This window comes from Limnohabitans sp. Hippo3, assembly GCF_003063665.1.
GTDB lineage: Bacteria > Pseudomonadota > Gammaproteobacteria > Burkholderiales > Burkholderiaceae_C > Limnohabitans_A.
Genome location: NZ_NESF01000001.1, coordinates 431530 through 455611, shown reverse-complemented (window position 1 = coordinate 455611; position 24082 = coordinate 431530). Strand labels below are relative to the sequence as shown.

Sequence of the window (24082 nt, the reverse complement as noted above, 5' to 3'; positions counted from 1 at the left end):
GAGACTAGGTCGCCTCAGCCAACCCTTCCCAATCCGTCGTAAACCCCGTCGACATCCTCTCTTGCTTCATCGCCCACAGTTTGCGTGCACGCGGTACACCCGCACTGGCCAGCTTCAGGGTGCCACGTCCATAGCGCTGGTTGAGCTGGTCCATGGCGGTCATCAGGCGCATGCGGTTTTCGGGCATGGCTTCGTCAAAGTCCAGCGTCAGCTGGTGACGGGTGGCCGGCTGCAGGTCCATGAGCATCACGCCCGCTTTGGCGTACTTGAAACCGGGGCGGTAGATGCGTTGGATGATGGCGTTGGCCGCTTGCGTGATGTGCGCGCTGTCGCTGGTAGGCGAGGGCAGGGGGATGCTTGCGCTGCGGCTGTATTGCGGGTCTTGTTTTCTGAATGAGCTCGTGCGGATGAAAGCCATGATGTGGCCGGTGTGGCTGTCTTGCTTGCGCAGTTTTTCTGCAGCGCGGCAGGCGAATTCGGTGATGGCTTCTTGCAGCTCAATCAGCTCTGTGACCGGGTGGCCGAAGCTGCGGGTGCACGCGATTTGTTGTTTGGCCGGGGGCTCGTCTTCAAACTCGATGCAGGGCACGCCGTTGAGTTCGCGCACAGTCTTTTCCAGCACGACTGACCAGCCCGCTTTGGCTGCGGCCGGGTCCATGCGCTGCAAGTCCAGCGCGGTGTGCACGCCTTGCGCTCTGAGCTGAGCGCCGATCCTCGGACCCACGCCCCAGACGTCACCGACTTCGGTGGCTTGGAGCAGCTGGGCCAGTTCTTCGGGTTTGCACGCGCCTAGGTGGCAGATTTGGGCGAATTCCGGGGGGTAGCTGCCGGGCTTGCGCTCGGCGCTCTTGGCGATGGCGTTGGCCAGCTTGGCGAGGGTCTTGGTGGGGCCGATGCCGATGCAGGTCGGGATGCCGATCCATTGGTGGATGCGCCTGCGGATGATGCGGGCGCGACGCACCAAGTCGCCGGGGATGGCGCTCAGGTCAATGAAACTTTCATCGATGCTGTAAACCTCTTGCGTGTGGCCCAGGCCTGCGGCCAAGGTCATCATGCGGTCGCTCATGTCGCCGTAAAGCGCGAAGTTGGCAGATAGGGCGATCAGGCCCGCGTCGCGCTCCAGGTCGCGCAGCTGGAAGTAGGGCGCGCCCATCTTGATGCCTAGGGCTTTGGCCTCGTCACTGCGGGCGATGGCGCAACCGTCATTGTTGGACAGCACGACCACCGGGCGGTTTTTCAGCCAGGGCTGAAACACGCGCTCGCAGCTGCAGTAAAAGTTGTTGCCGTCGATCAGGGCGAGCATGTCAGGCCGCGTGCTGGACGATGCTGGCCACGACCACGCCCCAAATTTCCACCGTCTGGCCGTCCTTGGGCACGATGTCCGGGTAGTCGGGGTTGGCAGCTTTCAGGCGCATGCCGCCGCCAGGCAAGATTTGCAGGGTCTTGCAGGTGAATTCGCCATCGACCACGGCGATCACGGTGTGACCGCTTTCAGGCTGGATGGCTTTGTCCACCAGCACGACCGCGCCGTCCAGGATGCCCGCATCGCGCATGGACTCACCGCTGACGCGCAGCATGAACGTGGCCTGCGGGTGCTTGATGAGTTGGTGCATCAAGTCGATGCGCTCGACCTGGTGGTCTTCGGCCGGGGAAGGGAAACCGGCCTGAACGCTGCTCAGAAACGCATTGACCAGGAGCGGGCCGGGGGGCAGGGGCTGGGGGATGGAGAGCTGGGGCATGATGTCGTCAATACTGTATAAAACATCAGTATACTTAAAACATCATGAATTTGCAGTTGCTAATTTGTGAGTTGGCTTAGCCTCTTTGCTGGATGCTGAAAATTGATTTTGGCTTATCAGCTAGAGTGCAATGATTGCCGCCCGTTACAGTCCGAACGTGCATCCGCCTGCACTGAAACTCCTCTGGTTTCGTTGAAGCTAGTTGGCAGCGATGCTGACAAAGGGAAATTTTGAGGGTCAAGCTTGTCGAAGTGACGTATGGCTGACTCTCTAACGGCTCTGAGCGTGAGCATCAGAAATTTCTCACCAACCCCCCGTGCTTTGCGAATTCAGTTGCATTTATAAAATTCTTACGTTATAGTGTTCTAGAAATTGGAGCCGTCAATGAAGAAATTTCTTACTGCCTTCGCTAGTCTTGCTGCCGCCTTTGCTGCCGATGCAGCACCGAATGTCGTGAATGCGCCTACCGGCTCATTCTTTAAAGATTCATCCAACATAGCAGTGGCTCAAACTTCTGCTCTGGGTGAAAATATTTCTGTCACAGACGACAAAGGCGATGAGTACAATTTCGTACTTAAAAGAGCAGAAGATTCCGGCTTGTTGATGGCGTATCATTCTTCGCATCGCTCTCATCAATCACACAGTTCCCACCGATCTCATTACTCTTCATACCGCGACCGAGATTGATCGGCCTCTTAAAATCCAAACAGTCCGCCTTATGCGGACTTTTTTGTATGGAGTTTAGCAGTGAAACTGAACTTAAGTAAAGAAATCTACAGCCTCGCAGCAACGCAAAAAGCAGCTTATCGGTTCATTGATCGACTCACTATCTTGATCGAACCAGATGGAGATGAGTGGCTCTGCAATATTGATCCAGTGACAGGCCAAGAAGAGAACTTAAATGAGCACCTCAACGACTTCAAGCGTGAGCTACTCGATCAACAGCTTCGGGTACAGATAAAAGAAGAGACTGAAGCGGTGCGAAATTTAATATTAGCTTACACTTTTTCGCGTACAGGATTGCAGGGGTGACAAAGTTTAGCCCTCTTGTCAATTACTTGGCCACTCAAGGTCAGTATCAACTTTTGCCGTTCAGGTTCGAGCCGTTGGATGATAACAATGTTGTGATCACGAACTTTGTTGGCGAATTCGCCTTAATTTCACGCGAGGAACTGCGCGCTACTGTTAACAAGCGACTCGATCCAGATAGCAAGACTTACTCCATGCTGCGCTCTCGCCACTTCATCAAAGAAGCTGGAGATGAAGCTAGCGTTGAGCTATTGGGTCTCAAGACGCGTACCAAGTACAGTAAGTTGAGAAACTTCACCAACTTGCACATTTTCGTTATTACGCTTCGCTGCGACCACAGCTGCCCATACTGCCAGGTTTCACGTCAGTCTGAAAATAAAGCAGCTTTCGACATGACGATCGACATGGCTGAAAAAGCCCTTGCAATTGTCTTCCGGTCTCCGAACCCTGCCATAAAGATTGAATTTCAAGGTGGCGAGCCATTGCTTAATTTCGATCTCGTCAAGTACATCGTAAACAGGGCAAAAGAGATAAACGAAACTCAACAACGTAATCTTCAATTTGTGATAACTAGTACGTTGTCACTGATCACAGACGAGATTTTGGCTTTTTGCAAGTTGCATAAGATCTACTTATCCACCTCGCTCGACGGCCCAGAAGATCTCCACAACCGGAACCGACCTAGGCCAGGCCGTGACAGTCACGCAAGATTCGTAGAGGGCCTAGAACGAGCTCGAAGTGTGCTCGGGTATGACGCCGTTTCGGCTCTTATGACCACTTCACCGGCAAGTTTGACAAGAGTTAGAGACATCGTCGACGAATACATCAAGCACGGTTTTGATGGAGTCTTCTTACGCCACCTATCACCCTATGGATTTGCGATTAAAACCAAGACCTATGGTGCATACAACGTGGATCGATGGTTAAAGTTCTATCAAGAGGGGCTAGACTACATCATTGAGATAAACAAGCGAGGTACCCACTTTACTGAGCAATTCGCAGCCCTTCTGCTGACCAAAATGTTGACGTCTGACGATCCAGGCTTTGTTGATTTGATGAATCCTTCGGGTGCAGGCATCGCTGCCGTTGTCTTCAACTATGACGGGGATATTTATGCCTCAGATGAGAGTCGTATGCTACGCGAAATGGGCGACACGACCTTCAAAATCGGAAACCTGGCTACTAGCAGCTACGAGGATGTGTTCACCAATGAGGTGCTGCTTAGCGCACTAGAAGATTCATTCACATTGTCTGCTCCAATGTGCAGTGATTGTGCATTTGAGCCTTGGTGCGGGGCTGATCCTGTTTTCCACCATGCAATGCATGGCGATGTGCTTGGCCGCAAGCCTGAGTCTGAGTTCTGCAAGCGCACTATGGGCGTAGTCAAGCTCCTCCTTGAGTACATGAGGTCTGACCCAGAAGTCAAAACCATTTTTATGAAATGGGCCAACAGATGTTGATGCTTTCCGGCCGAGTTGTACGCAAGTCAGACATTGTTTCTGACAGTAATGAACCAAGTCTCTTCAGCCTATCTACCAACGCCAACCTTCCTCCTCCCTTGAGGGATAAGAAGGCATACCTTGCTAGAGATTCCTCACATATACCCAGTGGATTCAAACACTACTTTCTACTGCCTGGTGCATCTCCAGAGGGGCTTCCAGCTGAGAAAACAACCCTGCTCGGCTCTGAGTTTGACTATTTCGGCGATGGGGATATCGTGAATTTGATGCCTGGTGGGCGTATTCGTTCTCTCTTTCGTGCCAATTCAAGCCACAACAGTATTTTGCTTACGGAGCAATGTAATCACTATTGCCTGATGTGTTCGCAACCTCCCAAGAACGTTGACGATAGCTGGCTGCTTGCGGAGGCCTTCGAGGTGATAAAAATGATACCTCGTGAAACTAAAGAAATTGGTTTCACTGGGGGAGAGCCTACGATCTACGGATATGAGTTCCTTAAATTACTCCAACACACTAAAAGTTGGTTACCCCAAACTAGCTTACATGTGCTATCAAATGGACGGGCATTCGCAGACGAGGCGTATTCAAAGGCGTACGCTGAAGTGCAACACCCCGATCTCATGATCGGAATCCCAATTTACTCGGCCGATGCGAGTATTCATGACTATGTTGTGCAATCTAAAGGTGCATTCGATGAGACGGTACGGGGTGTACTCAACCTTAAACGCTTTGGGCAGAGAGTTGAGATTCGAGTGGTAATCCATAAACAAACCTGCGAAGGTTTGATCGAGCTGGCAAGTTTTATTTCTCGCAACCTGTTATTTGTTGATCAGGTAGCTCTCATGGGACTTGAGCATATCGGCTTTGCCAGAGCAAACATAGACACTCTTTGGGTCGATCCTATTGAATACAAGGATCAGCTTAGCGAAGCAGTAAAAATCTTGACAAGCTATGGCATCCGCACTGCGGTTTATAACCACCCTCTTTGCTTGATAAATTCAGACGTCTTTCCTGTCTATGTCAAGTCAATTTCAGATTGGAAAAACGAGTATGCTAAGGAGTGTGACCCTTGTCGCCGAAAGAGCGAATGTGGTGGCTTCTTCTCATCTGGTATCCGCAACGGATATAGTCAATCAATAACCCCCTTTCTTTGAAAATCATAAATGTTTTCAAACTTTCGCTTAATTGATTTTATTCGGCTATCGAATGATTAAACCTTCTGCATCAGACAGGTCGTTTGGATTATTGCTGTGCGTCTTTACAGGATCAGCCGCCATCTACGCCTTTTGGAAGGTTAATGTAGCACTAGTTTTGTTTTTGATAATGCTGACAATCGCTATAGCTGCAATGGTCATACTCTGTCCCAACAAATTCAACCAGCTCAAAAACGGATGGCTCTGGCTTGGCGAGCGACTTGGTGCTATCTTTAACCCTGTTGTTCTTGCAGCACTCTATTACATTGTCTTGACTCCCACTGCTCTTGTTTCTCGTTGGCTTGGCCGAGACGCCTTGAGGCTCAAGTTTCAAACTCGTTCTACTTATTGGATTAAGCGGCAGTCGTCAGCGCGCTCGCAAAGTGAATTTTTCAGGCAACAGTACTAGTAGTCCAATGAATCTTTTTTACGAGCTGCTTCAATTCTTACGAGCCAGGAAAAAACTTTGGCTCCTTCCAATCATTCTGATCATGCTTGCATTAGGCGGCTTGATGGTGGCGGCCAAAGGATCCATCCTTGCGCCATTCATTTACACGATCTTCTGATCAGATGCGGATTCTCGGAATTTCAGCCTATTACCATGATGCCGCTGCGTGTTTGCTGGTTGACGGTGAGATCAAATGCGCTGCTCAAGAGGAACGTTTCACTCGGATTAAGCATGATGCCAGCTTTCCAATACATGCGATCCGTTTTTGCCTTGAGTATTCCAATATAAAACCATCAGAAGTTGATTATGTCATTTTTTATGACAAGCCTTTTTTGAAATTTGAAAGGATACTTGAGACTTATCTTGCGTTTGCTCCACGAGGATTTCGCAGCTTCTCATTAGCACTTCCTGGGTGGATTAAGGACAAGCTGTTTCAGAAATCTCAGTTGGTACAAGATTTGACTGAGCATGTTGACCAAAAAGTACAGTGGACGCATAGGTTAGCTTTTTCTGAGCACCATCTGAGCCATGCGGCCAGCGCTTTTTTCCCCTCGCCCTTTGAGTCGGCGGCAATACTCACGATGGACGGAGTTGGGGAATGGACAACCACTTCTATTGGAGTCGGAGATGGAAACAACCTGACGATTGAACGAGAGATCCAATTTCCTCATTCAATTGGACTCCTGTACTCGGCTTTTACTTACTATCTAGGCTTTCGAGTGAACTCAGGCGAGTATAAGGTTATGGGATTGGCGCCCTACGGAAAGCCCAAATACACAAGTCTAATTAAGGAAAATCTCATTGATATTAAGTCTGACGGGTCATTTGCTCTCAATCTACGATACTTCGATTACTGCACGGGCTTGACGATGACAAACGAAGCGTTTCATCAGTTGTTTGGAGGTAGTCCACGGACAGCTGAGGGAATGCTTGAGACTCGACATCTTGATATTGCCGCCTCCATTCAAGCTGTTACTGAAGAGATCGTATTAACTTTAGGACGCGAAGTTTCACGACAAACCGGTGCTCGAAATTTATGTCTTGCCGGTGGAGTAGCGTTGAACTGCGTTGCGAACGGAAAGCTTTCTCGGGCTAATGTCTTCGATCGGATTTGGATACAGCCTGCTGCGGGCGATGCTGGTGGAGCAGTCGGCGCAGCACTTGCTCTTTATTACCAGCTTCTCGGGAGAGGTCGAGTCGTATCCCCCTGCGATGGAATGAAGGGCGCTCTTCTTGGTCCCGAGTATTCTCAAAACGATATCGAGAAACGATTGTTGGCATGCGGTGCTTGCTTTAACGTACTAGAGGAAAGCGAACTGCTAACTACAACTGCCCAGAGTCTCGCAAATGGTATGGCGGTTGGCTGGATGAATGGACGTATGGAGTTCGGACCACGCGCACTAGGCGCAAGAAGTATCCTTGCCGATCCTAGATCTCCGATGACTCAACGGCAACTTAATCTTAAGATCAAATTTCGGGAGTCATTCCGACCTTTTGCACCAAGTGTCCGTGAAGAAGATGCAAATGAATGGTTTGATCTACGCGAATCGAGTCCGTATATGTTGCTGGTGAGTGAAGTGGAGGAGCGGAACTTGCTTGCAGGAAAAGAAAGCGTCGATAAATTAGTCGGGTTGGATAAGCAATCGGTGCAACTATCGACGATACCGGCAGTGACTCACGTTGACGGGACAGCGCGAGTTCAGACAGTTAGTCGCGATATAAATCCTAGATTTCATGGATTGCTGACTCGGTTTAAGGAAATTACAGGATGTCCGGTATTGGTTAATACGTCTTTCAACGTCAGAGGCGAACCAATCGTGAACACGCCCGAAGACGCCTTCCGGTGCTTTCTTGGCACAGGGCTCGACGTGCTCGTCGTGGGTAATTGTTTTCTTGAAAAGAGCAAGCAAACAAAAACACCGTCGAACCCACATCATGAGCTTTATCCTCTTGATTGATAAAATTTAGCTGAAAATTGTAATGTCTATACTTCAAGAGCGTGCAAAAAAGGTATTATTTATTTCCATAGCGATTTTTCTAGTGCTAGGAACAATTATATTGGCTGAGTTAATTTCTGGATTGACTGATAACGTAAAGCTAACTCGCACGGAGACAAGGAAATTCGTGAATGAGTCTGCTCCTTTGATTACAACTGCGCAATGGCTCCAACCCAATTTGGCTGATGAATTTATTAATGAACAACCCTTTGGTGGACCTACCAGGCTACTTCGCACAGATCAGTTTGGACTTGTTCTGGGCCCAGCAGATGTTCAGTTTGAAAGCTCGACACGAAAAATCCTTTTTCTAGGCGGTTCCACTACTGAGAACAATGAGGTAGATGAGCAGTATAGGTTTCCGTTTCTAGCACCATTTCAGCTCAGCAAGTCTTCTGGTCAAAGTTTTGAAGGCCTAAATGGAGGAGTTCGTGGTCATACTTCGCATGACAGCCTAAATTTTTATTTAAATCATCCTTCACCTAGACTTCGGGAGGCAGAGGTAGTTGTCGTGATGCATAACATTAACGATAGACTACGGCTCACACTGAATGAAACTTATAGGTCGAGTGTTTTTAACTATCCGGAGGCTACATCCAATGGGCTTCTGGACGCGGTAAGTGGGGTAGCTCAGTCTTCTTGGGACTGGGCACGTCTTAACAGTAATTTGATATTCCTCGTAGATGCAGTGATTCGCAAAATCCGTAGTGCAGAGGGCGAAAAAGGCATCAATGTGACCGAAAGGGCTCTTGATGCGCATACAGGGATCGCATCGAGTCGTATTCATTTATTCGAGCAGAGCCTGCGCAACCTAATCGCTGTAATTAGGGCCAATGGCCAAATACCAGTTTTAATGACCCAGCCGCTTGGTCGGCCGTCTTCAGATCAGGATGCGTTTAATAACGCCATACGGACTGTCGCAAAAACACAATCTGTTGCACTAATCGATCTAGCGAGGGCATTTGCGAAGCTAACTAACGGTTCTTCTCTTTTCTATGACGATCATATTCATTTCAATAATTCCGGTTCGAAGTGGGCCTCAGATGAGATTGCGCGAACGCTTCAGCAGATAGTGGGAGATAAAGCGACTACTGCTCCTCAAAAGTCGGTTACATGCACTGACCTTCGAGTAGGCGGCAAGTCACTGCTTGCTGCCCCTCTACATGAGAACGTGCTTCAGGGGCGTTACCCGAGCTTCGACCGGTCAGATCAGCGGCTATTGTTTCAGTACAACCATTCTGGTGGTAGTGCGATTGTTATCTTAAACGTTGTCACTGGCTTGAGAGACGAAATTTTCCTAAGTAGCGATCCACTCGGGCTTGAGCATCCGACTTGGATAGATGAGCAGCGGATTCTTTTTACTAAGAGATCTGGTGATGATCGCCGACTTATGATTTTCGATTTAAAAGAAAGAAAGGCGAAGGCTCTATTTGCTGACCAAGGATTACATGGCGCAATAGCGAATGTCGGTTTTGATGGTTTTATTTACTTCTCAGGATATCGGCATGATGATCAAAAGCCTCCAATACTGTATGCACTGAAGGAGTCGGCAGGCATCCCTAAGCCACTTACCCAACCTACAGAAGAAAGCTGGCGACCATTTGCAAGTGCAACAGGCGATATCTATTTCATCAACAATGGGCCTGGGCGCTACCAAATCCACACAAAGAGATTCGATGATCCGATTTCCACAAAGCGGCTGGTGATTGCCTCTAAATATGAACAGTGGGACCCTGCCGTTTCGACAGATGGAACGTTGCTAGCATTTGCACAGCGAGAAGGAGGCAATTTTGATATTTACACAATGCGGTTAGACAGCCTTGACTTCAAACCGATTAGACGTGCTTCATCGGCTGAAGACGAGTGGGATCCACGTTTTAGCTCAAGTGGTCGCTACCTTTTGTACGCTGGCACTTCTCCTCACGGCGATCAAATTCGAGCTGTTTGTCTGAAGTAGTTTCAGCAAAAAAATAAAGCTAAAAAATAATTTATTGCTACTGAAGTTAATATATGAACTAGTTAGGGGGCTGATTAGTTTGAACGGATGCTTTCCACTAATGAGAGCACACATAGACGCCTGGACTTAGTATGTAAAGGCGTTGTAACCAGACTTTGCGCCTCAAGGTACGCAACGAATTAGCTACGTGCGCCATATATTGGGTGTAGTCCAATCTTAATCAAGAAAAGCTCCCAGACACCAGCTGGCATTGTTCGATCACCGGCCTCCCATAATTGCCAAGCGCGCAGACTGTAATGGACCATATCCGCAGATTCTTTCTGAGTGAAGCCCAGAGCCTGGCGCGTTACTTTGACTTGATCCGGTTGTGGCGATTTGAGCATACCCGGTAAATTATACGAACACTGTTCGCAAAGTAGCGGAGCAACCAGTATGGTGAAGTCATAGGTGACCTCGATTACCAAGGTTGCCTAGACGGAAACCCCTTGTTTTGCCATTCATTCCGAGAGCCGGAAATTTGGCTGATTGCACACTACAAAAGGAAAATTTATGCTGCCAGGACCGTCCTACGTCTATCAATGCGAGTCATGTGAAGGGCTCTTTGAACGCCGGAGCATTTCATCTGGAAACACCAGTAGGGCCAAGTTCCGATCTGATGGACAAATGAGTGCTCCAATGTTGCCGACAACGCCGTTACTCGTAGCCTGCCCACATTGCAAATCCACAATTTTTTGGCCGTTAATGGAGGAAGTTGACTCCTATGACACGTATGACACAACTGGTTTTTTCGACGTGGGCCTGATAAGCCCTGAGAATCTGGCACTTAGGGCCGAGAAGAAAGCGAAAAAGCTCAAGTACAAAGATGTGGCCAGGTATGAGCAGGCTTCTCCCGAGCAGATTGCTGAGTTCATTCAAGAAACTCGTTTTGACAGTTCGTACGAATTGCCATTGCGCTTGCTGTTTTGGCAGCGTTGCAACGATGAACGCTTGAAGGGTGGTCGCGCTGGATTGAAGTTCGATGATCAGCAGAACTTGCAAAAAATGTTGTTGTTAGTTGATCAGAGCACTGATTCTCATCGGTTGCTAAGGGCTGAAATCTTCAGACAACTTGAGCAGTTCGATGAAGCCCGCTTCATGTTGGATTATAACTTTGATGAAGAGATGGCAGCCCGTGCTGAGCAATTGATGCTTGCCATTGAGAGGAAGGCCTCTTTGCCTTTCCAGTTCGTCGGACGCGATGATGAGTATGACTATGAGACAGCTTGGCTAGCTCGAAGGTATGCGCCCGAAGACCCCACAAGGTTTAATTTTGCTGAATTGACTCCCCCAGTTTTTAAGATCGGAAACCGTGATTGGTGGGTCAAGGTGATTGGTATGTTGTGTCACAACTGGGCGCTGATCGAAAGAAATGATGACGACACTGCAACCGTTTACTTTTTCCAAGATCAAGGAGGCAAGGAGCGTCCAGCGATCATCGACTCACTCAGCTTCGCAGGCGTCAGGGAGGCCAGGCAGGGGCTTAAAGAAAATGGGTTTGAATTACTGAAGACGTATCCAGGTCCATGGATGGGATGTGAACCAAAGGGGTTTATATACGATGACCGTGGTACTGATCATTTAATTTATTCAAATCTTGGATATTGGAGCAATAAATGAATATTTATGGTTATGCATGGGGTGTTCTTGGATTTTTGTCTGGGACTCAGGTTTGTGAAAATCGACCAATATTAGGGGCTATATTTGCAATGGCAGGCTTTTTTTGTTTAATAATTGCGGAATCTGAAAAAAATGACTAAATCTCGCTTCTTGTGAATTTGTAATAAGGAGCTCTTTTTTTAATTCCTAATTTTTAATTTCAGTCAAGGTGTGTATGCCTTGAAAAATTGCTCACGCACTGAGAGACTCTGGTCCAATGTGCCCCCGCCCCCCCCACCCCCTTGGGGGACCTCTCCGGGGGGTAGCAAGTCAGCCGTATGTACAACCTCAAAGGAGTACGAATGGCCAATTACGCAGAGCACCCCATCATCCGGCAAGCCTTGGAATTGCTTGCTTGTGAAATTCAACATACCGACACACTTCAGTCACCAGATGCCGTCAAAGACTATTTGAGATTAAAGTTGGGCGACCGACCTCATGAAGTTTTCGCCGTTGTGTTCATGGACTCACAAAACCGAGTCATTGCATGCGAAGAACTTTTCAGGGGTACATTGACGCAAACGTCAGTCTATCCAAGAGAGGTTGTTCTGGAGGCATTGAAACGAAACGCAGCGGCTGTTATTTTGTGCCACAACCATCCAAGTGGCTCAGCTCAACCCTCAAGGGCAGACGAAGCACTCACGCTAAACCTGAAAAGCGCGCTGGCCTTGGTTGATGTTCGTGTACTTGATCACATGATCGTCACACGTTCTAAGGTACTAAGCTTTGCAGAGGAGGGGCTCATATGATTATTCCATTGCATGATGAATGGCACACCGTATGGCATACGGAAATGAAAAACGCGCCCGAAGGCGCGTTTTTACTAGGTCTATGGCGGAGCAGGCGGGATTCGAACCCGCGGTGGGCTATTAACCCACACACGCTTTCCAGGCGTGCGACTTAAACCACTCATCCACCGCTCCGAAGCCTGAGATTGTAGCAGTGGAAAAACGGGTTTTTGGATGCCTGTGGCAATTCTTGTGTGGACTTGGCAGATCGCTGTACGGCTGGTTTTTTGCCAATTTGTGATCTGCGTCGTTCGGCAGGGCCTTTTTGTCCTTAAACTTCGCCACTGTTTCAAATTCCTTTGACCTTTCCTCGGCGCACAGCCCGACCAGCCCATGAAATTTCGTTTCCCCATCGTCATCATTGACGAAGACTACCGTTCCGAAAACACATCGGGCCTGGGTATCCGTGCTTTGGCTGACGCCATCGTTGCCGAGGGCTTTGAAGTGCTGGGTGTGACCAGTTACGGCGATCTGTCGCAATTTGCCCAACAGCAAAGCCGTGCCAGTGCCTTCATTTTGTCGATCGACGACGAAGAGTTTTCACCCGGGCCCGATCTGGACCCGGCCGTCATCAACTTGCGGGCCTTCATTGACGAAGTGCGCCGCAAGAATGCCGATGTACCGATTTACATCTATGGCGAAACCAAAACATCGCGCCATTTGCCCAACGACATCCTGCGCGAGTTGCACGGCTTCATCCACATGTTTGAAGACACGCCCGAGTTTGTGGCGCGTCACATCATCCGCGAGGCCAAAAGTTACCTTGAAGGCGTGCAGCCGCCATTCTTCAAGGCGCTGCTTGACTACGCCGAAGACGGCTCGTATTCGTGGCATTGCCCGGGTCACTCGGGCGGCGTGGCTTTCCTCAAAAGCCCTGTGGGCCAGATGTACCACCAGTTTTACGGCGAGAACATGCTGCGTGCCGACGTGTGCAACGCGGTGGAAGAACTGGGCCAGCTGCTGGACCACAACGGTGCCATTGGCGAGAGCGAGCGCAATGCCGCGCGCATTTTCAATGCCGACCATTGCTTCTTCGTGACCAACGGCACCAGCACCTCCAACAAGATCGTCTGGCACCACACGGTGGCTCCGGGCGATGTGGTGGTGGTGGACCGCAACTGCCACAAGTCCATCCTGCACGCCATCATCATGACCGGTGCGGTGCCCGTGTTCATGAAGCCCACGCGCAACCACTTCGGCATCATCGGCCCCATCCCCAAAAGCGAGTTCGAGCCCGCGGCCATCATGGCCAAGATCAAGGCCAACCCCTTGCTCAAAGGTGTCGACCCGAAAAAGGTCAAGCCTCGGGTGATGACGCTGACCCAGTCCACCTACGACGGCGTTTTGTACAACACCGAAACCATCAAGACCATGCTCGACGGTTACGTGGACAACCTGCACTTTGACGAGGCTTGGCTGCCGCATGCGGCTTTCCACCCGTTTTATGGCCCTTATCACGCGATGGGCAAAAAGCGCGCTCGCCCCAAAGAGTCCATGGTCTACGCCACGCAGTCCATCCACAAGTTGCTCGCCGGTATCAGCCAGGCCAGCCATGTGCTGGTGCAGGACGCGCAAAACACCAAACTGGACCGCCCCTTGTTCAACGAGGCGTACCTGATGCACACCTCGACCAGCCCGCAGTACAGCATCATCGCCAGCTGTGACGTGGCCGCCGCCATGATGGAGCCACCCGGCGGCACCGCGTTGGTGGAAGAGAGCATTGCCGAGGCCCTGGATTTCCGCCGCGCCATGCGCAAGGTGGACGAAGACTATGGTAAGGACTGGTGGTTCAAGGTCTGGGGCCCGGAAAAGTTTGCCGACGAAGGCATCGGCCGCGCCGACGACTGGATTTTGCGCAACGACCCGCGCAAAAAGGCCAGCAAGTGGCATGGTTTCGGCCAGCAGTTGGCCGACGGCTTCAACATGCTCGACCCGATCAAGTCGACCATCGTGACACCGGGCCTGAATCTGGATGGCAAGTTTGACAAGACCGGTATCCCGGCGTCCATCGTCAGCAAGTTCCTGACCGAGCACGGCGTGGTGGTCGAGAAGACGGGTTTGTACAGCTTTTTCATCATGTTCACCATCGGCATCACCAAGGGCCGCTGGAACACGTTGTTGACTGCCTTGCAGCAGTTCAAGGACGAGTACGCCAAGAACCAGCCGATGTGGAAAATCATGCCGGAGTTCTGCCAGAAGCATCCGCGCTACGAGCGCATGGGCCTGCGCGACCTGTGCCAGCATGTGCACGAGATGTACGCCAAGTACGACATCGCTCGCCTCACAACAGACATGTATTTGTCCGATCTGGCCCCGGCCATGCGCCCATCAGACGCCTACGCCCACATTGCCCAGCGCAAGACAGAGCGGGTGGAGATTGACCACCTGGAAGGCCGCATCACCGTGGGCCTGGTCACGCCTTACCCACCGGGCATTCCGCTCTTGATTCCCGGCGAAGTCTTCAACAAGAAGATCGTGGACTACCTCAAGTTCGCTCGCGAATTCAACGAGAAGTGCCCGGGCTTCGAAACCGACATCCATGGTCTGGTGGAGATCAAGGACGACGATGGCAAGAAGCGGTACTTTGCGGATTGCGTGAAGGCTTGAAATCTGCGCTGAGCGTATGTCTTCTAGGATTTCGGTTCTGGGAGGGGGCAGTTGAGTTGGGGCCCTGTGCGGGGGCTCAGAGGCGCTTCGCTTTGCCACATCGCCCCCGCACAGGGCCCCAACTCACCTGCGGGGAAAATTGAAAAAGCGGCTTTCGCCGCTTTTCCATTTTCAGGTTACGGTTGGTTTTCAGACATATTGGAGGTCCATGGTGTTGACTTTTGTTGTGTCCAACGGTGTCTGCGATTGAAGGCCTCTGCCTTCGGCTGTGTTGGATACCCGCGTGCGCGGATTTGACAGGGGATATTTTTAGACCCAGAACAGTCGCCACTCAGCCTGAGGTGAGGTGGGCGCTGAACCGGGCGATTTGGCGAGCGAAGCGAGTTATGAGCCCGGGCAGCGCCCGCCTCGCCTCAGGCGGTCTTTGCAAAAGCTGAAGCCCGTCTTCGCAGGCTTCAGAGGCATGGAGAATGCATCAAGCCGCTGCCGCTGGCTCCGCAATGCCCCCCACCACTTGGCTGAAACCACCGTCCACATACGTGATCTCGGCCGTCACACCTGCAGCCAAGTCGCTCAGCATGAACGCGGCCACATTGCCCACGTCCTCAATGGTCACATTGCGGCGAATCGGTGAGGCTTCGGCCACCACCGACAAAATCTTGCCAAAACCCTTGATGCCGCTGGCCGCCAGCGTCTTGATGGGGCCGGCCGAAATGCCGTTGGCCCGCAGACCCCGGTTCTGGCTGCCCAGCGACTCGGCCAGGTAACGCACCGACGCCTCCAGACTCGCCTTGGCCAGGCCCATGGTGTTGTAGTTGGGCACCGTGCGGATCGCACCCAGATACGTCAGGGTCAGCACGGACGCCTTGTCGTTCAGGTAAGGCAGGGCGGCTTTGGCCATGGCGGGGAAGCTGTAGGCGCTGATGTCGTGAGCGATCTTGAAGCCCTCGCGCGACAAACCGTCCAGAAAATCGCCGGCAATCGCTTCGCGTGGCGCGTAGCCGATGGCGTGCACAAAACCATCGAACTTGGGCCAGGTGGCCGACAGGTCGGTGAACAGCTTTTCAATCTGCTCGTCGCTGCCCACGTCGCAATCGAAAATCAGCTTGGAGTCAAAATCGGCGGCGAATTCGGTGATGCGGTCCTTGAAGCGCTCACCCACGTAGCTGAAAGCCAGCTCGGCACCTTGCGCGTGGCAGGCCTTGGCGATGCCATAAGCGATCGAGCGGTTGGACAGCACGCCGGTGATCAGCAGCTTTTTGCCTGACAGAAATCCTGTTTTTGTAGTCATGTCTTCAACTCCTGAAAAATGTGGGCAGAATTGTCGCATGCGAAGACCCATGGCCTTTTTCTGGACACATTGCTGCTTGGCGCTCTGGCTCTGCATGTCGGGCTCCGCCTGGGCTGCCCACGCTTACGCACAGTTTGGTGACATTCGCTATCCGGCTGGCTTTGCCCATTTCTCTTATGTGAACCCGGCTGCGCCCAAGGGTGGCGAGATTGTGCTGGTGCCGCCCACCCGCCAGTCCAACTTCGACAAATACAACCCGTTCACGCTCAAGGGCAGTGCGCCCCCGGCCATGATGGCCATGGTGTTCGACACTTTGCTGGTGGGCAATATGGACGAGCCGACCACGGCTTATGGCCTGCTGGCGTCAGACGTGGCGGTGGCCAGCGACCGCATGTCGGTGACTTTCCAGATCTACCCGCAAGCCCGCTTCCACAATGGTGACCCGGTGTTGGCCGCCGATGTGCGCCATTCGTTTGAGCGCCTGACCAGCAAGCAGGCCGCGCCCCAGTACCGCACTTTTTTTGGCGAGGTCAAAGGCGCCACGGTCTTGGGCGAGCGCAGCATCCGTTTTGATTTTGTGCGGCCCAACAGCGAACTGCCTCTCATTGTGGGCAGCTTGCCGGTGTTCAGCCACAAATGGGGGCTGGAGGGTAAAAACTACAAGCCATTCGATCAGATGGTCATGGACATGCCCATCGCCTCGGGGCCATACCGCATAGGCCGAGTGCAGTTTGGCAAGGACATCACCTACGAGCGCGACCCGACTTATTGGGCCAAAGACCTGAACGTGCGCAAAGGCTTGTTCAATTTTGACCGCATCACCTACAAGATCTACAAGGACAGCACCGCTCAGCTCGAAGCATTCAAGGCGGGTGAGTTCGATTACATGCAGTCTTTCATCGCCCGCGAGTGGGCTCGGGCCTTCACGGGCAGAGCCTTCGAGCGTGGCGAGCTGATCAAGGCCGAGTTGCCGCACGGCAATGCGGGCGACTTTCAGGGCTTTTTGTTCAACCTGCGGCGCGACCAGTTCAAGGATGTGCGGGTGCGCCAGGCCATCGCACTGGCCATGGATTTTGAGTGGCTAAACCGGCAACTCTTCTACAACGCCTACAGCCGCGTGCGTGGCTATTTTGTGGCCAGTGACTTTGAAGCCAAAGGCCCACCCGGCACCGAGGAGTTGGCCTTGCTCGAACCCTTGCGGAGTCGGCTGCCTGCTGCAGTGTTTGAGCAGGATGTGCCCCAACCGCCTAAAACGGCGCTCGACTCCGCCTCGGGCCACACCCTGCGCGACCACTTGCGCCAGGCGCGTGATCTGCTGCAAGCCGCCGGATGGACCTACCGCGATGGCGCTTTGCGCAATGCCAAGGGGCAAGCCTTCAGCATCGAATTTCTCGACAGCTCGGGCTCGATGGGGCGCGTCGTCACGCCCTTTGCCAAAAACCTGGAAAAACTGGGCATCCAGGTCCGGTACAAGGTGATCGACTTTGCCTTGCTGCAAAAACGCATCGACGTGTTCGACTTTGACATCATCAGCAACCGCACCGTGGGCAGCGAAGCGCCCGGCACCGAGTTGCTGGAGCGCTATGGCAGCCGATCGGCCGATGTGGAGGGCTCGGGCAATGTGCTGGGTCTGAAAGACCCGGCAGTGGATGCCTTGCTGGACAAGGTGGTGAGTGCCACCACCCGGCCGCAGCTGGTGACCAGCTTGCGTGCCCTGGACCGGGTGCTGCGCCACGGCCATTACGTGGTGCCGCACTGGTACGGCGCGGTGCACCGGGTGTCCTGGCGGGCGTCGGCCTTTGAGCGTCCCGCCCAGTTGCCACGCTACTACCAGCCTGAAGCGCTGGTGACCACCGTGTGGTGGTCACCCCAAGCCGCTGCAGCGTCCAACGCACCGGGAAAGGGTCGCTGAGTCATGCTGGCCTACATTGTCAAACGCTTGCTCTTGATGGTCCCGACCTTGTTCGGGGTGTTGTTGATGACCTTTGTGGTGATTCAGTTTGTGCCCGGTGGTCCGGTCGAGCAAATGGTGGCCCAGTTGCAAGGCCGGGACACGGGCGGGGAGGGCGCTGCGGCATCAGGCAGCGGTTACCGGGGCAGACAGGGTGTGGATGCCGCCCGCATTGCCGAAATCAAAACGCTCTACGGTTTTGACAAGCCGCCTGCCGAGCGTTTTTGGATGATGCTCCAGCAGTTTGCGCGGTTCGATCTGGGCAAGAGTTTTTTCTACCCCAAAGACGTCTGGAGCCTGATCAAGGAGAAGCTGCCCGTGTCCATCAGTCTTGGCTTGTGGACCTTTTTCCTGAGCTACTTGGTCTCGGTGCCGCTGGGCATCGCCAAGGCAGTACGTGCCGGCACGCGTTTTGACACGCTCACCAGTTTGCTGGTGCTGGTGGGTTATGCCATTCCGGGTTTTGTGCTGGGCGTGGCCTTGCTGGTGATTTTTGGTGGGCAGCTGCAGTGGTTCCCGCTGCGCGGCCTGACCTCGTCCAACTGGGAGCAGCTGAGCTGGGGGGCCAAGGTGGTCGACTATTTGTGGCACATCGCCTTGCCGGTCACGGCCAGTGTGCTGGGCTCGTTTGCGGTCATCACCGTGCTGACCAAGAACGCGTTTCTGGAAGAAATCCGCAAACAGTATGTATTGACAGCCCGCGCCAAAGGCCTGAGCGAAAACCGGGTGCTGTACCGCCATGTCATGCGCAACGCGCTGATCCCGCTGGTCACGGGTTTTCCTGCGGCCTTCATCGGGGCGTTTTTCACCGGCTCGCTGTTGATCGAAACCCTGTTCTCGCTCGATGGCCTGGGCTTGCTCAGTTATGAAGCCGTGATCCGGCGCGACTACCCGGTGGTGCTGGGCACCTTGTATTTGTTCACCCTGATTGGGCTGGTCACTAAGCTGATCAGTGACCTGTGCTACCTCTGGGTAGACCCTCGCGTGAAGTTTGACAAATGACCGCTGCCACCACCACCGCTTTGCCGTACCAAACGTCTCCCTCGGCCCGGGCCTGGCAGCGTTTCCGGCGCAACCGCTTGGGTTTCGGCAGCCTGATCATTTTCGTGACCCTGTTCGTGATGAGCCTGGGGGCCGAGTTGCTGTCCAACGACAAGCCGCTGGTTGTGCGCTTTGACGGGCAGTGGTACTTCCCGGTGATGCAGACCTTGCCCGAAAAAGTTTTTGGCGGTGATTTCGAAACACCAGCTGACTACTTGGATCCCTTCATTCAGCAACAACTACACAAGGGCAGCAACTGGGCGCTGCAGGCCCCCAACCCTTACCACCACAGCACGCTGGACTACTTTGCCCCCTTGCCGAACCCGGCACCGCCGACTGCCCGCAATTGGTTGGGCACCGACGACCGGGGGCGCGATGTGCTGGCGCGTTTGCTGTATGGCTTTCGGGTGTCGGTGCTGTTTGCACTGGCTCTGACCTTGTTCGGCGTGTTCCTTGGCGTGCTGACCGGCGCCGTGCAAGGCTTTTTTGTGGGCAAGACCGACCTGGTGTTTCAGCGCTTCATCGAAATCTGGAGCGCCATGCCCGAGCTGTATTTGCTGATCATTTTCTCGGCCGTGTTCGAGCCGAGCGTGGGCTTGTTGCTTTTGCTGCTGGGCCTGTTTGGCTGGATGGGTCTGTCCGACTATGTGCGGGCCGAGTTTTTACGCAACCGCCAGCTGGACTACGTCAAGTCGGCGCGGGCCTTGGGTCTGGGGCATTGGCAAATCATGTGGCGTCATGTGTTGCCCAACAGCATGACCCCGGTGGTGACTTTCCTGCCGTTTCGCATGAGTGGGGCCATTTTGGCCCTGACCTCGCTGGACTTTCTGGGCCTGGGCGTGCCGCCGGGCACACCGTCCCTAGGCGAGTTGTTGGCCCAGGGCAAAAACAACATCGACGCCTGGTGGATATCGATGTCCACCTTCGTGGTCTTGGTGGTGACCTTGTTGCTGCTGACCTTCATGGGCGACGCCTTGCGTGATGCGCTGGACCCGCGAAAGGCTCAAGCATGAACGCGCCGCAAGCTTTGCTGGAATTGAAAGACCTGCGCATTGCCTTTGGCGGGCAGGCCGTGGTGCACGGCGTGAACCTGAGCCTTCAGGCGGGTGAGCGCGTGGCTTTGGTGGGTGAGTCGGGTTCGGGCAAATCGGTCACGGCGCTGTCGGTGCTGCGCTTGCTCGAATCGGCCGAGTTGACGGGTCAGGTGCTTTGGCAGGGCCAGGACCTGCTTCGGCAAACGCCAGCCGAGATGCAGCGCATCCGTGGTGACGAGATCGCCATGATTTTTCAGGAGCCGATGACGGCGCTCAACCCCCTGATGACGGTGGGCGCGCAGATCTCGGAAGTGCTTCAACTCAAAAAGCTGTTGTCCCGGCGCGACGCCGACGCTCGTGCCGTGCATTTGCTGGCTGAAACCGGCATCGACGACCCCGAGCGCCGTTTTGGGGCCTACCCGCACCAGTTGTCGGGCGGCCAACGCCAACGCGCCATGATGGCCATGGCGCTGGCGTCAGAGCCCAAGCTGCTGCTGGCCGACGAGCCGACCACGGCGCTGGACGCCAGCTTGCGGCTGCAGATGTTGCAGCTGCTGGCCGATCTGCAGCAAAAAACCGGCATGGCCGTTTTGCTGATCACCCACGATTTGGCCTTGGTGCGCCACTTTGCCGACCGGGTGGCGGTGATGGAAAAAGGCCATCTGGTGGAACAGGGCGCTTTGGCCGATGTGTTCTCACGCCCCCAGCATCCTTATACCCAAAAGCTGCTGGACAGTCGGCCCACCCGGGATGGCTTGGCGACAATCTACCCAGCCGGGGCACCCTTGGTGCAGGCCAAGGGCCTGCAAGTGCGTTACCCGATGAACGTGCCCGGTTTTCGCGGCTGGTTCCGCCAACACCACTTCACGGCTGTGTATGGGGTCGACTTCAGCATCATGCCGGGCACCACGTTGGGCGTGATGGGGGAGTCGGGTTCTGGCAAATCCAGTCTGGCGCAGGCCGTGTTGGGCTTGATCCCCTTTGGCGGCGAACTGTCCTTCGGTGGACAGACTTGGCAAGGTATTCCCGGTCGCGACAAAGCCTTGCGCCAGAAGGTGCAGGTCGTTTTTCAGGACCCCTATGGCAGCTTGTCGCCCCGCATGACGGTAGGCGAAATCGTCTCGGAAGGTTTGCGGTTGCACCAGCCGCAGTTGTCCGGGCCCGACATGCAAGCGCGGGTGCTGGCCACTTTGGCCGAAGTCGGTTTGACCACGGCCGAGTTCCCGGACTTGCTCAACCGTTACCCCCATGCCTTTTCAGGCGGACAGAGGCAGCGCATTGCCCTGGCCCGTGCGCTGGTGGTGGCGCCTCAGTTGCTGGTTCTGGACGAACCGACCAGTGCACTGGACGTCACCGTGCAAAAGCAAATCCTGAAGTTACTTCAGGCGCTGCAGAAAAACCGGAATATGGCGTATTTATTGATTACCCACGACATTGACGTGTTGCGGGCCATGGCCCACCAGGTGATGGTGTTGCAAGCCGGACAGATTGTGGAGGCAGGGCCTGCCGAGCAAGTGCTGCACTCGCCTGGGCACGACTACACCCGCACTTTGCTGGCGGCCTTTCCCGATGCGTGAGCCAGCTTGCGGCTGTTGGGGCTTCGTTTTCCTTAAAAATCACGCACTTAGCGCGTTTTTCGGCTAGAATACTGGCTTCACGACCAAACGGGCGGGTTTTCACCGCCCGTTTTTTTTGGGTCTCTCTTTTTAACGTTGACATTCTGAAGCTCTGTGGCATTGCAGCAAATTGTTCAAGAAACCGTGACCGGCCTGGGCTATGACCTGGTTGAGATTGACCGCACAGCGGGCGGTTTGTTGCGCATCACCATCGACTGGCCCTGGCAGCCAGGCTCTGAGCTGTTCATCAACGTGGAAGACTGCGAAAAAGTCAATCGGCAGTTGCAGTTCGCCCTCGAAGTCGACGGCGTGGCCTACAACCGGCTGGAGGTGTCTTCCCCCGGTATCGACCGTCCCTTGCGCAATGCGCAGGACTTTGAGCGCTTCGTGGGGGAGTTGATCGACATCACCCTCAAAGCCCCCATGGGTGAGAACGCTGGTGGCATGGTCAACCCGACGCGTAAAAAATTTCGCGGCACGCTCGAGCGTGACGCTACCGGCCAAGGCTGGCAAATCGTCTGGAGCGATGCGCCCGCCGTCAAGCCGGGTCAAAAAGTCAGTAAGAAACGAGCCCCTGCACCCTTGCATGCATTGGGGTTCACATTGAATGAGTTGCGCGAGGCCCGTTTGGCCCCCGTGGTGGATTTCAAAGGGCGCAAGCCAAAGGTGGAAGCCTGACCGGTTGTCGGGTTTTGAGCATTTTTATCGGGTCTGAACCGCAGACCCAGTGGAACAGGAGAGTCATTCATGAATCGCGAAATGTTGATGTTGGTCGAAGCCATCTCACGTGAAAAGAACGTTGAGCGCGACGTGGTGTTTGGTGCCGTGGAAGCCGCTTTGGCCCAAGCCACCAAAAAGCTGTATGCCGGCGAGGTGGACATCCGCGTGGCGGTGGACCGTGACAGCGGCAACTACGAAACTTTCCGCCGCTGGCATGTGGTGCCCGATGAGGCGGGTCTGCAGTTGCCCGAGCAGGAAATTTTGCTGTTCGAGGCCAAAGAGCAAATTCCGGACATCGAGGTCGACGAGTACATCGAAGAGCCGATCGAGTCTTTGCCCATTGGCCGCATTGGCGCCATGGCGGCCAAGCAGGTCATCTTGCAAAAAATCCGTGACGCCGAGCGCGAAATGTTGCTCAACGACTTCATGTCGCGCGGTGAGAAGATTTTTGTGGGCACCGTCAAGCGCATGGACAAGGGCGACATCATCTGCGAAGCCGGCCGCATTGAAGGCCGCCTGCGCCGCAGCGAAATGATACCTAAGGAAAACTTGCGCAGCGGTGACCGTGTGCGCGCCATGATCATGGAAGTGGATTTGACCTTGCGTGGTGCACCCATCTTGCTGTCGCGCTCGGCCCCTGAGTTCATGATCGAGCTGTTCCGTCAGGAAGTGCCCGAGATCGAGCAAGGCCTGCTGGAGATCAAAACCTGCGCCCGTGACCCCGGCTCCCGCGCCAAGATCGCGGTGCTGTCGCACGACAAGCGCGTGGACCCGATCGGCACTTGCGTCGGTGTGCGTGGCACCCGTGTCAACGCCGTGACCAACGAGTTGGCGGGTGAGCGTGTCGACATCGTGTTGTGGAGCGAAGACCCGGCACAGTTCGTGATCGGCGCTCTGGCCCCCGCCAACGTGCAATCGATTGTTGTGGACGAAGAAAAACACGCCATGGACGTGGTGGTGGACGAGGAAAACCTCGCCATCGCGATCGGCCGTGGCGGTCAGAACGTGCGCCTGGCTTCTGACCTCACCGGCTGGAAGATCAACATCATGGACGCGGCCGAATCTGCCCAGAAGCAAGCTGAAGAAACCACCGGCATTCGCCAGTTGTTCATGGAAAAGCTCGATGTCGACCAGGAGATCGCCGACATCCTGATCAGCGAGGGTTTCACCAGCCTGGAAGAAGTGGCCTATGTGCCCATTCAGGAAATGCAGGAAATCGAAAGCTTCGACGAAGACACGATCAACGAGCTGCGCACACGCGCCAAAGACGCTTTGCTGACCCTCGAAATCGCACGCGAAGAGAGCGTTGAAGACGTTTCCCAAGACCTGCGCGATCTGCCAGGCTTGACGCCTGAGCTGATTTCCAAGCTGGTTGAAGCGGGCATCCACACCCGTGACGATCTGGCTGACCTGGCCACCGACGAACTGACTGACATCACTGCTCAGACAGCTGAAGAGGCGACCGCCCTGATCATGAAAGCCCGCGAACATTGGTTCGCTGGCCAGGCCTGAAGTCTGA

19 protein-coding genes, 1 tRNA gene and 1 pseudogene are annotated in these 24082 nt (G+C 53.9%); 17 read left to right on the top strand and 4 right to left on the bottom strand.

The annotated features are described in order from the left end of the window. Positions 1–4: 4 nt before the first annotated feature. Positions 5–1303: a Y-family DNA polymerase gene (locus B9Z34_RS02120; RefSeq protein WP_108426444.1), complete on the bottom strand. Its 1299-nt coding sequence runs from the start codon at positions 1301–1303 to the stop codon at positions 5–7. 1 nt (position 1304) lies between these two features. Beyond that, on the bottom strand, positions 1305–1739 hold the full coding sequence (locus B9Z34_RS02115) for a LexA family transcriptional regulator (protein ID WP_108426443.1): 435 nt from the start codon (positions 1737–1739) through the stop codon (positions 1305–1307). 384 nt (positions 1740–2123) lie between these two features. Here B9Z34_RS02115 and hxsA2 point away from each other — a divergent pair, with 384 nt between their 5' ends. From hxsA2 to radC, 10 genes and pseudogenes are all read left to right on the top strand, one after another. Further along, positions 2124–2426 carry a His-Xaa-Ser repeat protein HxsA2 gene (hxsA2, locus tag B9Z34_RS14435; RefSeq protein WP_146179610.1) on the top strand — a complete coding sequence of 101 codons (303 nt, stop codon included), beginning with the start codon at positions 2124–2126 and terminating at the stop codon, positions 2424–2426. A gap of 60 nt (positions 2427–2486) precedes the next feature. Further along, complete coding sequence (gene hxsD, locus B9Z34_RS02110; protein ID WP_108426442.1) at positions 2487–2771, top strand: His-Xaa-Ser system protein HxsD; 285 nt, start codon at positions 2487–2489, stop codon at positions 2769–2771. Between the two features lie 26 nt (positions 2772–2797). Next, positions 2798–4228, top strand: a complete 1431-nt coding sequence (gene hxsB, locus B9Z34_RS02105) for a His-Xaa-Ser system radical SAM maturase HxsB (protein WP_233249376.1) — start codon at positions 2798–2800, stop codon at positions 4226–4228. After that, positions 4222–5382 (top strand): His-Xaa-Ser system radical SAM maturase HxsC, encoded by a 1161-nt coding sequence (gene hxsC, locus B9Z34_RS02100; RefSeq protein WP_108426860.1) that lies wholly within the window; start codon positions 4222–4224, stop codon positions 5380–5382. Before hxsB ends, hxsC begins: the two co-directional genes overlap by 7 nt. A gap of 52 nt (positions 5383–5434) precedes the next feature. Continuing rightward, the gene (locus B9Z34_RS14800) at positions 5435–5830 is read left to right on the top strand and encodes an SxtJ family membrane protein (RefSeq protein WP_108426440.1); all 396 of its coding nucleotides are present in this window, start codon (positions 5435–5437) and stop codon (positions 5828–5830) included. Between the two features lie 7 nt (positions 5831–5837). Beyond that, a complete protein-coding gene (locus tag B9Z34_RS14795) occupies positions 5838–5987 on the top strand; it encodes a DUF5989 family protein (protein ID WP_369907502.1) in 150 nt (49 codons plus the stop codon). Continuing rightward, positions 5959–7827 carry a carbamoyltransferase gene (locus B9Z34_RS02090; RefSeq protein ID WP_369907501.1) on the top strand — a complete coding sequence of 623 codons (1869 nt, stop codon included), beginning with the start codon at positions 5959–5961 and terminating at the stop codon, positions 7825–7827. The genes B9Z34_RS14795 and B9Z34_RS02090 overlap by 29 nt, the downstream gene beginning before the upstream one ends. A 22-nt stretch (positions 7828–7849) precedes the next feature. Next, positions 7850–9820, top strand: coding sequence for a GDSL-type esterase/lipase family protein (locus tag B9Z34_RS02085; protein ID WP_108426438.1), 1971 nt, complete (start codon positions 7850–7852; stop codon positions 9818–9820). 663 nt (positions 9821–10483) lie between these two features. Beyond that, positions 10484–11476, top strand: coding sequence for a hypothetical protein (locus tag B9Z34_RS02075; RefSeq protein WP_146179609.1), 993 nt, complete (start codon positions 10484–10486; stop codon positions 11474–11476). A 326-nt stretch (positions 11477–11802) separates the two neighbouring features. Further along, a pseudogene (gene radC / locus B9Z34_RS02070) lies at positions 11803–12264 on the top strand (DNA repair protein RadC); the annotation flags it as partial. An 83-nt stretch (positions 12265–12347) separates the two neighbouring features. Here radC and B9Z34_RS02065 read toward each other — a convergent pair. After that, positions 12348–12438, bottom strand: a tRNA-Ser gene (locus B9Z34_RS02065). Positions 12439–12636: 198 nt separating this feature from the next. Here B9Z34_RS02065 and B9Z34_RS02060 point away from each other — a divergent pair. Further along, positions 12637–14910: an arginine/lysine/ornithine decarboxylase gene (locus B9Z34_RS02060; RefSeq protein WP_108426434.1), complete on the top strand. Its 2274-nt coding sequence runs from the start codon at positions 12637–12639 to the stop codon at positions 14908–14910. Positions 14911–15385: 475 nt separating this feature from the next. On the opposite strand, the gene fabI is transcribed toward B9Z34_RS02060, so the two are convergent. Then, a complete protein-coding gene (fabI, locus tag B9Z34_RS02055) occupies positions 15386–16201 on the bottom strand; it encodes an enoyl-ACP reductase FabI (RefSeq protein ID WP_108426433.1) in 816 nt (271 codons plus the stop codon). Positions 16202–16238: 37 nt separating this feature from the next. Here fabI and B9Z34_RS02050 point away from each other — a divergent pair, with 37 nt between their 5' ends. The 6 genes from B9Z34_RS02050 to nusA all read left to right on the top strand — a co-directional run bounded on the left by B9Z34_RS02050 (position 16239) and on the right by nusA (position 24075). Next, on the top strand, positions 16239–18113 hold the full coding sequence (locus B9Z34_RS02050) for an extracellular solute-binding protein (protein WP_108426432.1): 1875 nt from the start codon (positions 16239–16241) through the stop codon (positions 18111–18113). 3 nt (positions 18114–18116) lie between these two features. Further along, the gene (locus B9Z34_RS02045) at positions 18117–19154 is read left to right on the top strand and encodes a microcin C ABC transporter permease YejB (protein WP_108426431.1); all 1038 of its coding nucleotides are present in this window, start codon (positions 18117–18119) and stop codon (positions 19152–19154) included. Further along, on the top strand, positions 19151–20206 hold the full coding sequence (locus tag B9Z34_RS02040) for an ABC transporter permease (RefSeq protein WP_108426430.1): 1056 nt from the start codon (positions 19151–19153) through the stop codon (positions 20204–20206). Before B9Z34_RS02045 ends, B9Z34_RS02040 begins: the two co-directional genes overlap by 4 nt. Then, complete coding sequence (locus B9Z34_RS02035) at positions 20203–21804, top strand: ABC transporter ATP-binding protein (protein ID WP_108426429.1); 1602 nt, start codon at positions 20203–20205, stop codon at positions 21802–21804. The genes B9Z34_RS02040 and B9Z34_RS02035 overlap by 4 nt, the downstream gene beginning before the upstream one ends. Positions 21805–21957: 153 nt before the next feature. Beyond that, positions 21958–22521 carry a ribosome maturation factor RimP gene (gene rimP / locus B9Z34_RS02030; RefSeq protein WP_108426428.1) on the top strand — a complete coding sequence of 188 codons (564 nt, stop codon included), beginning with the start codon at positions 21958–21960 and terminating at the stop codon, positions 22519–22521. Between the two features lie 69 nt (positions 22522–22590). After that, positions 22591–24075 carry a transcription termination factor NusA gene (gene nusA / locus B9Z34_RS02025; RefSeq protein ID WP_108426427.1) on the top strand — a complete coding sequence of 495 codons (1485 nt, stop codon included), beginning with the start codon at positions 22591–22593 and terminating at the stop codon, positions 24073–24075. The last annotated feature ends 7 nt before the right edge of the window (positions 24076–24082 follow it).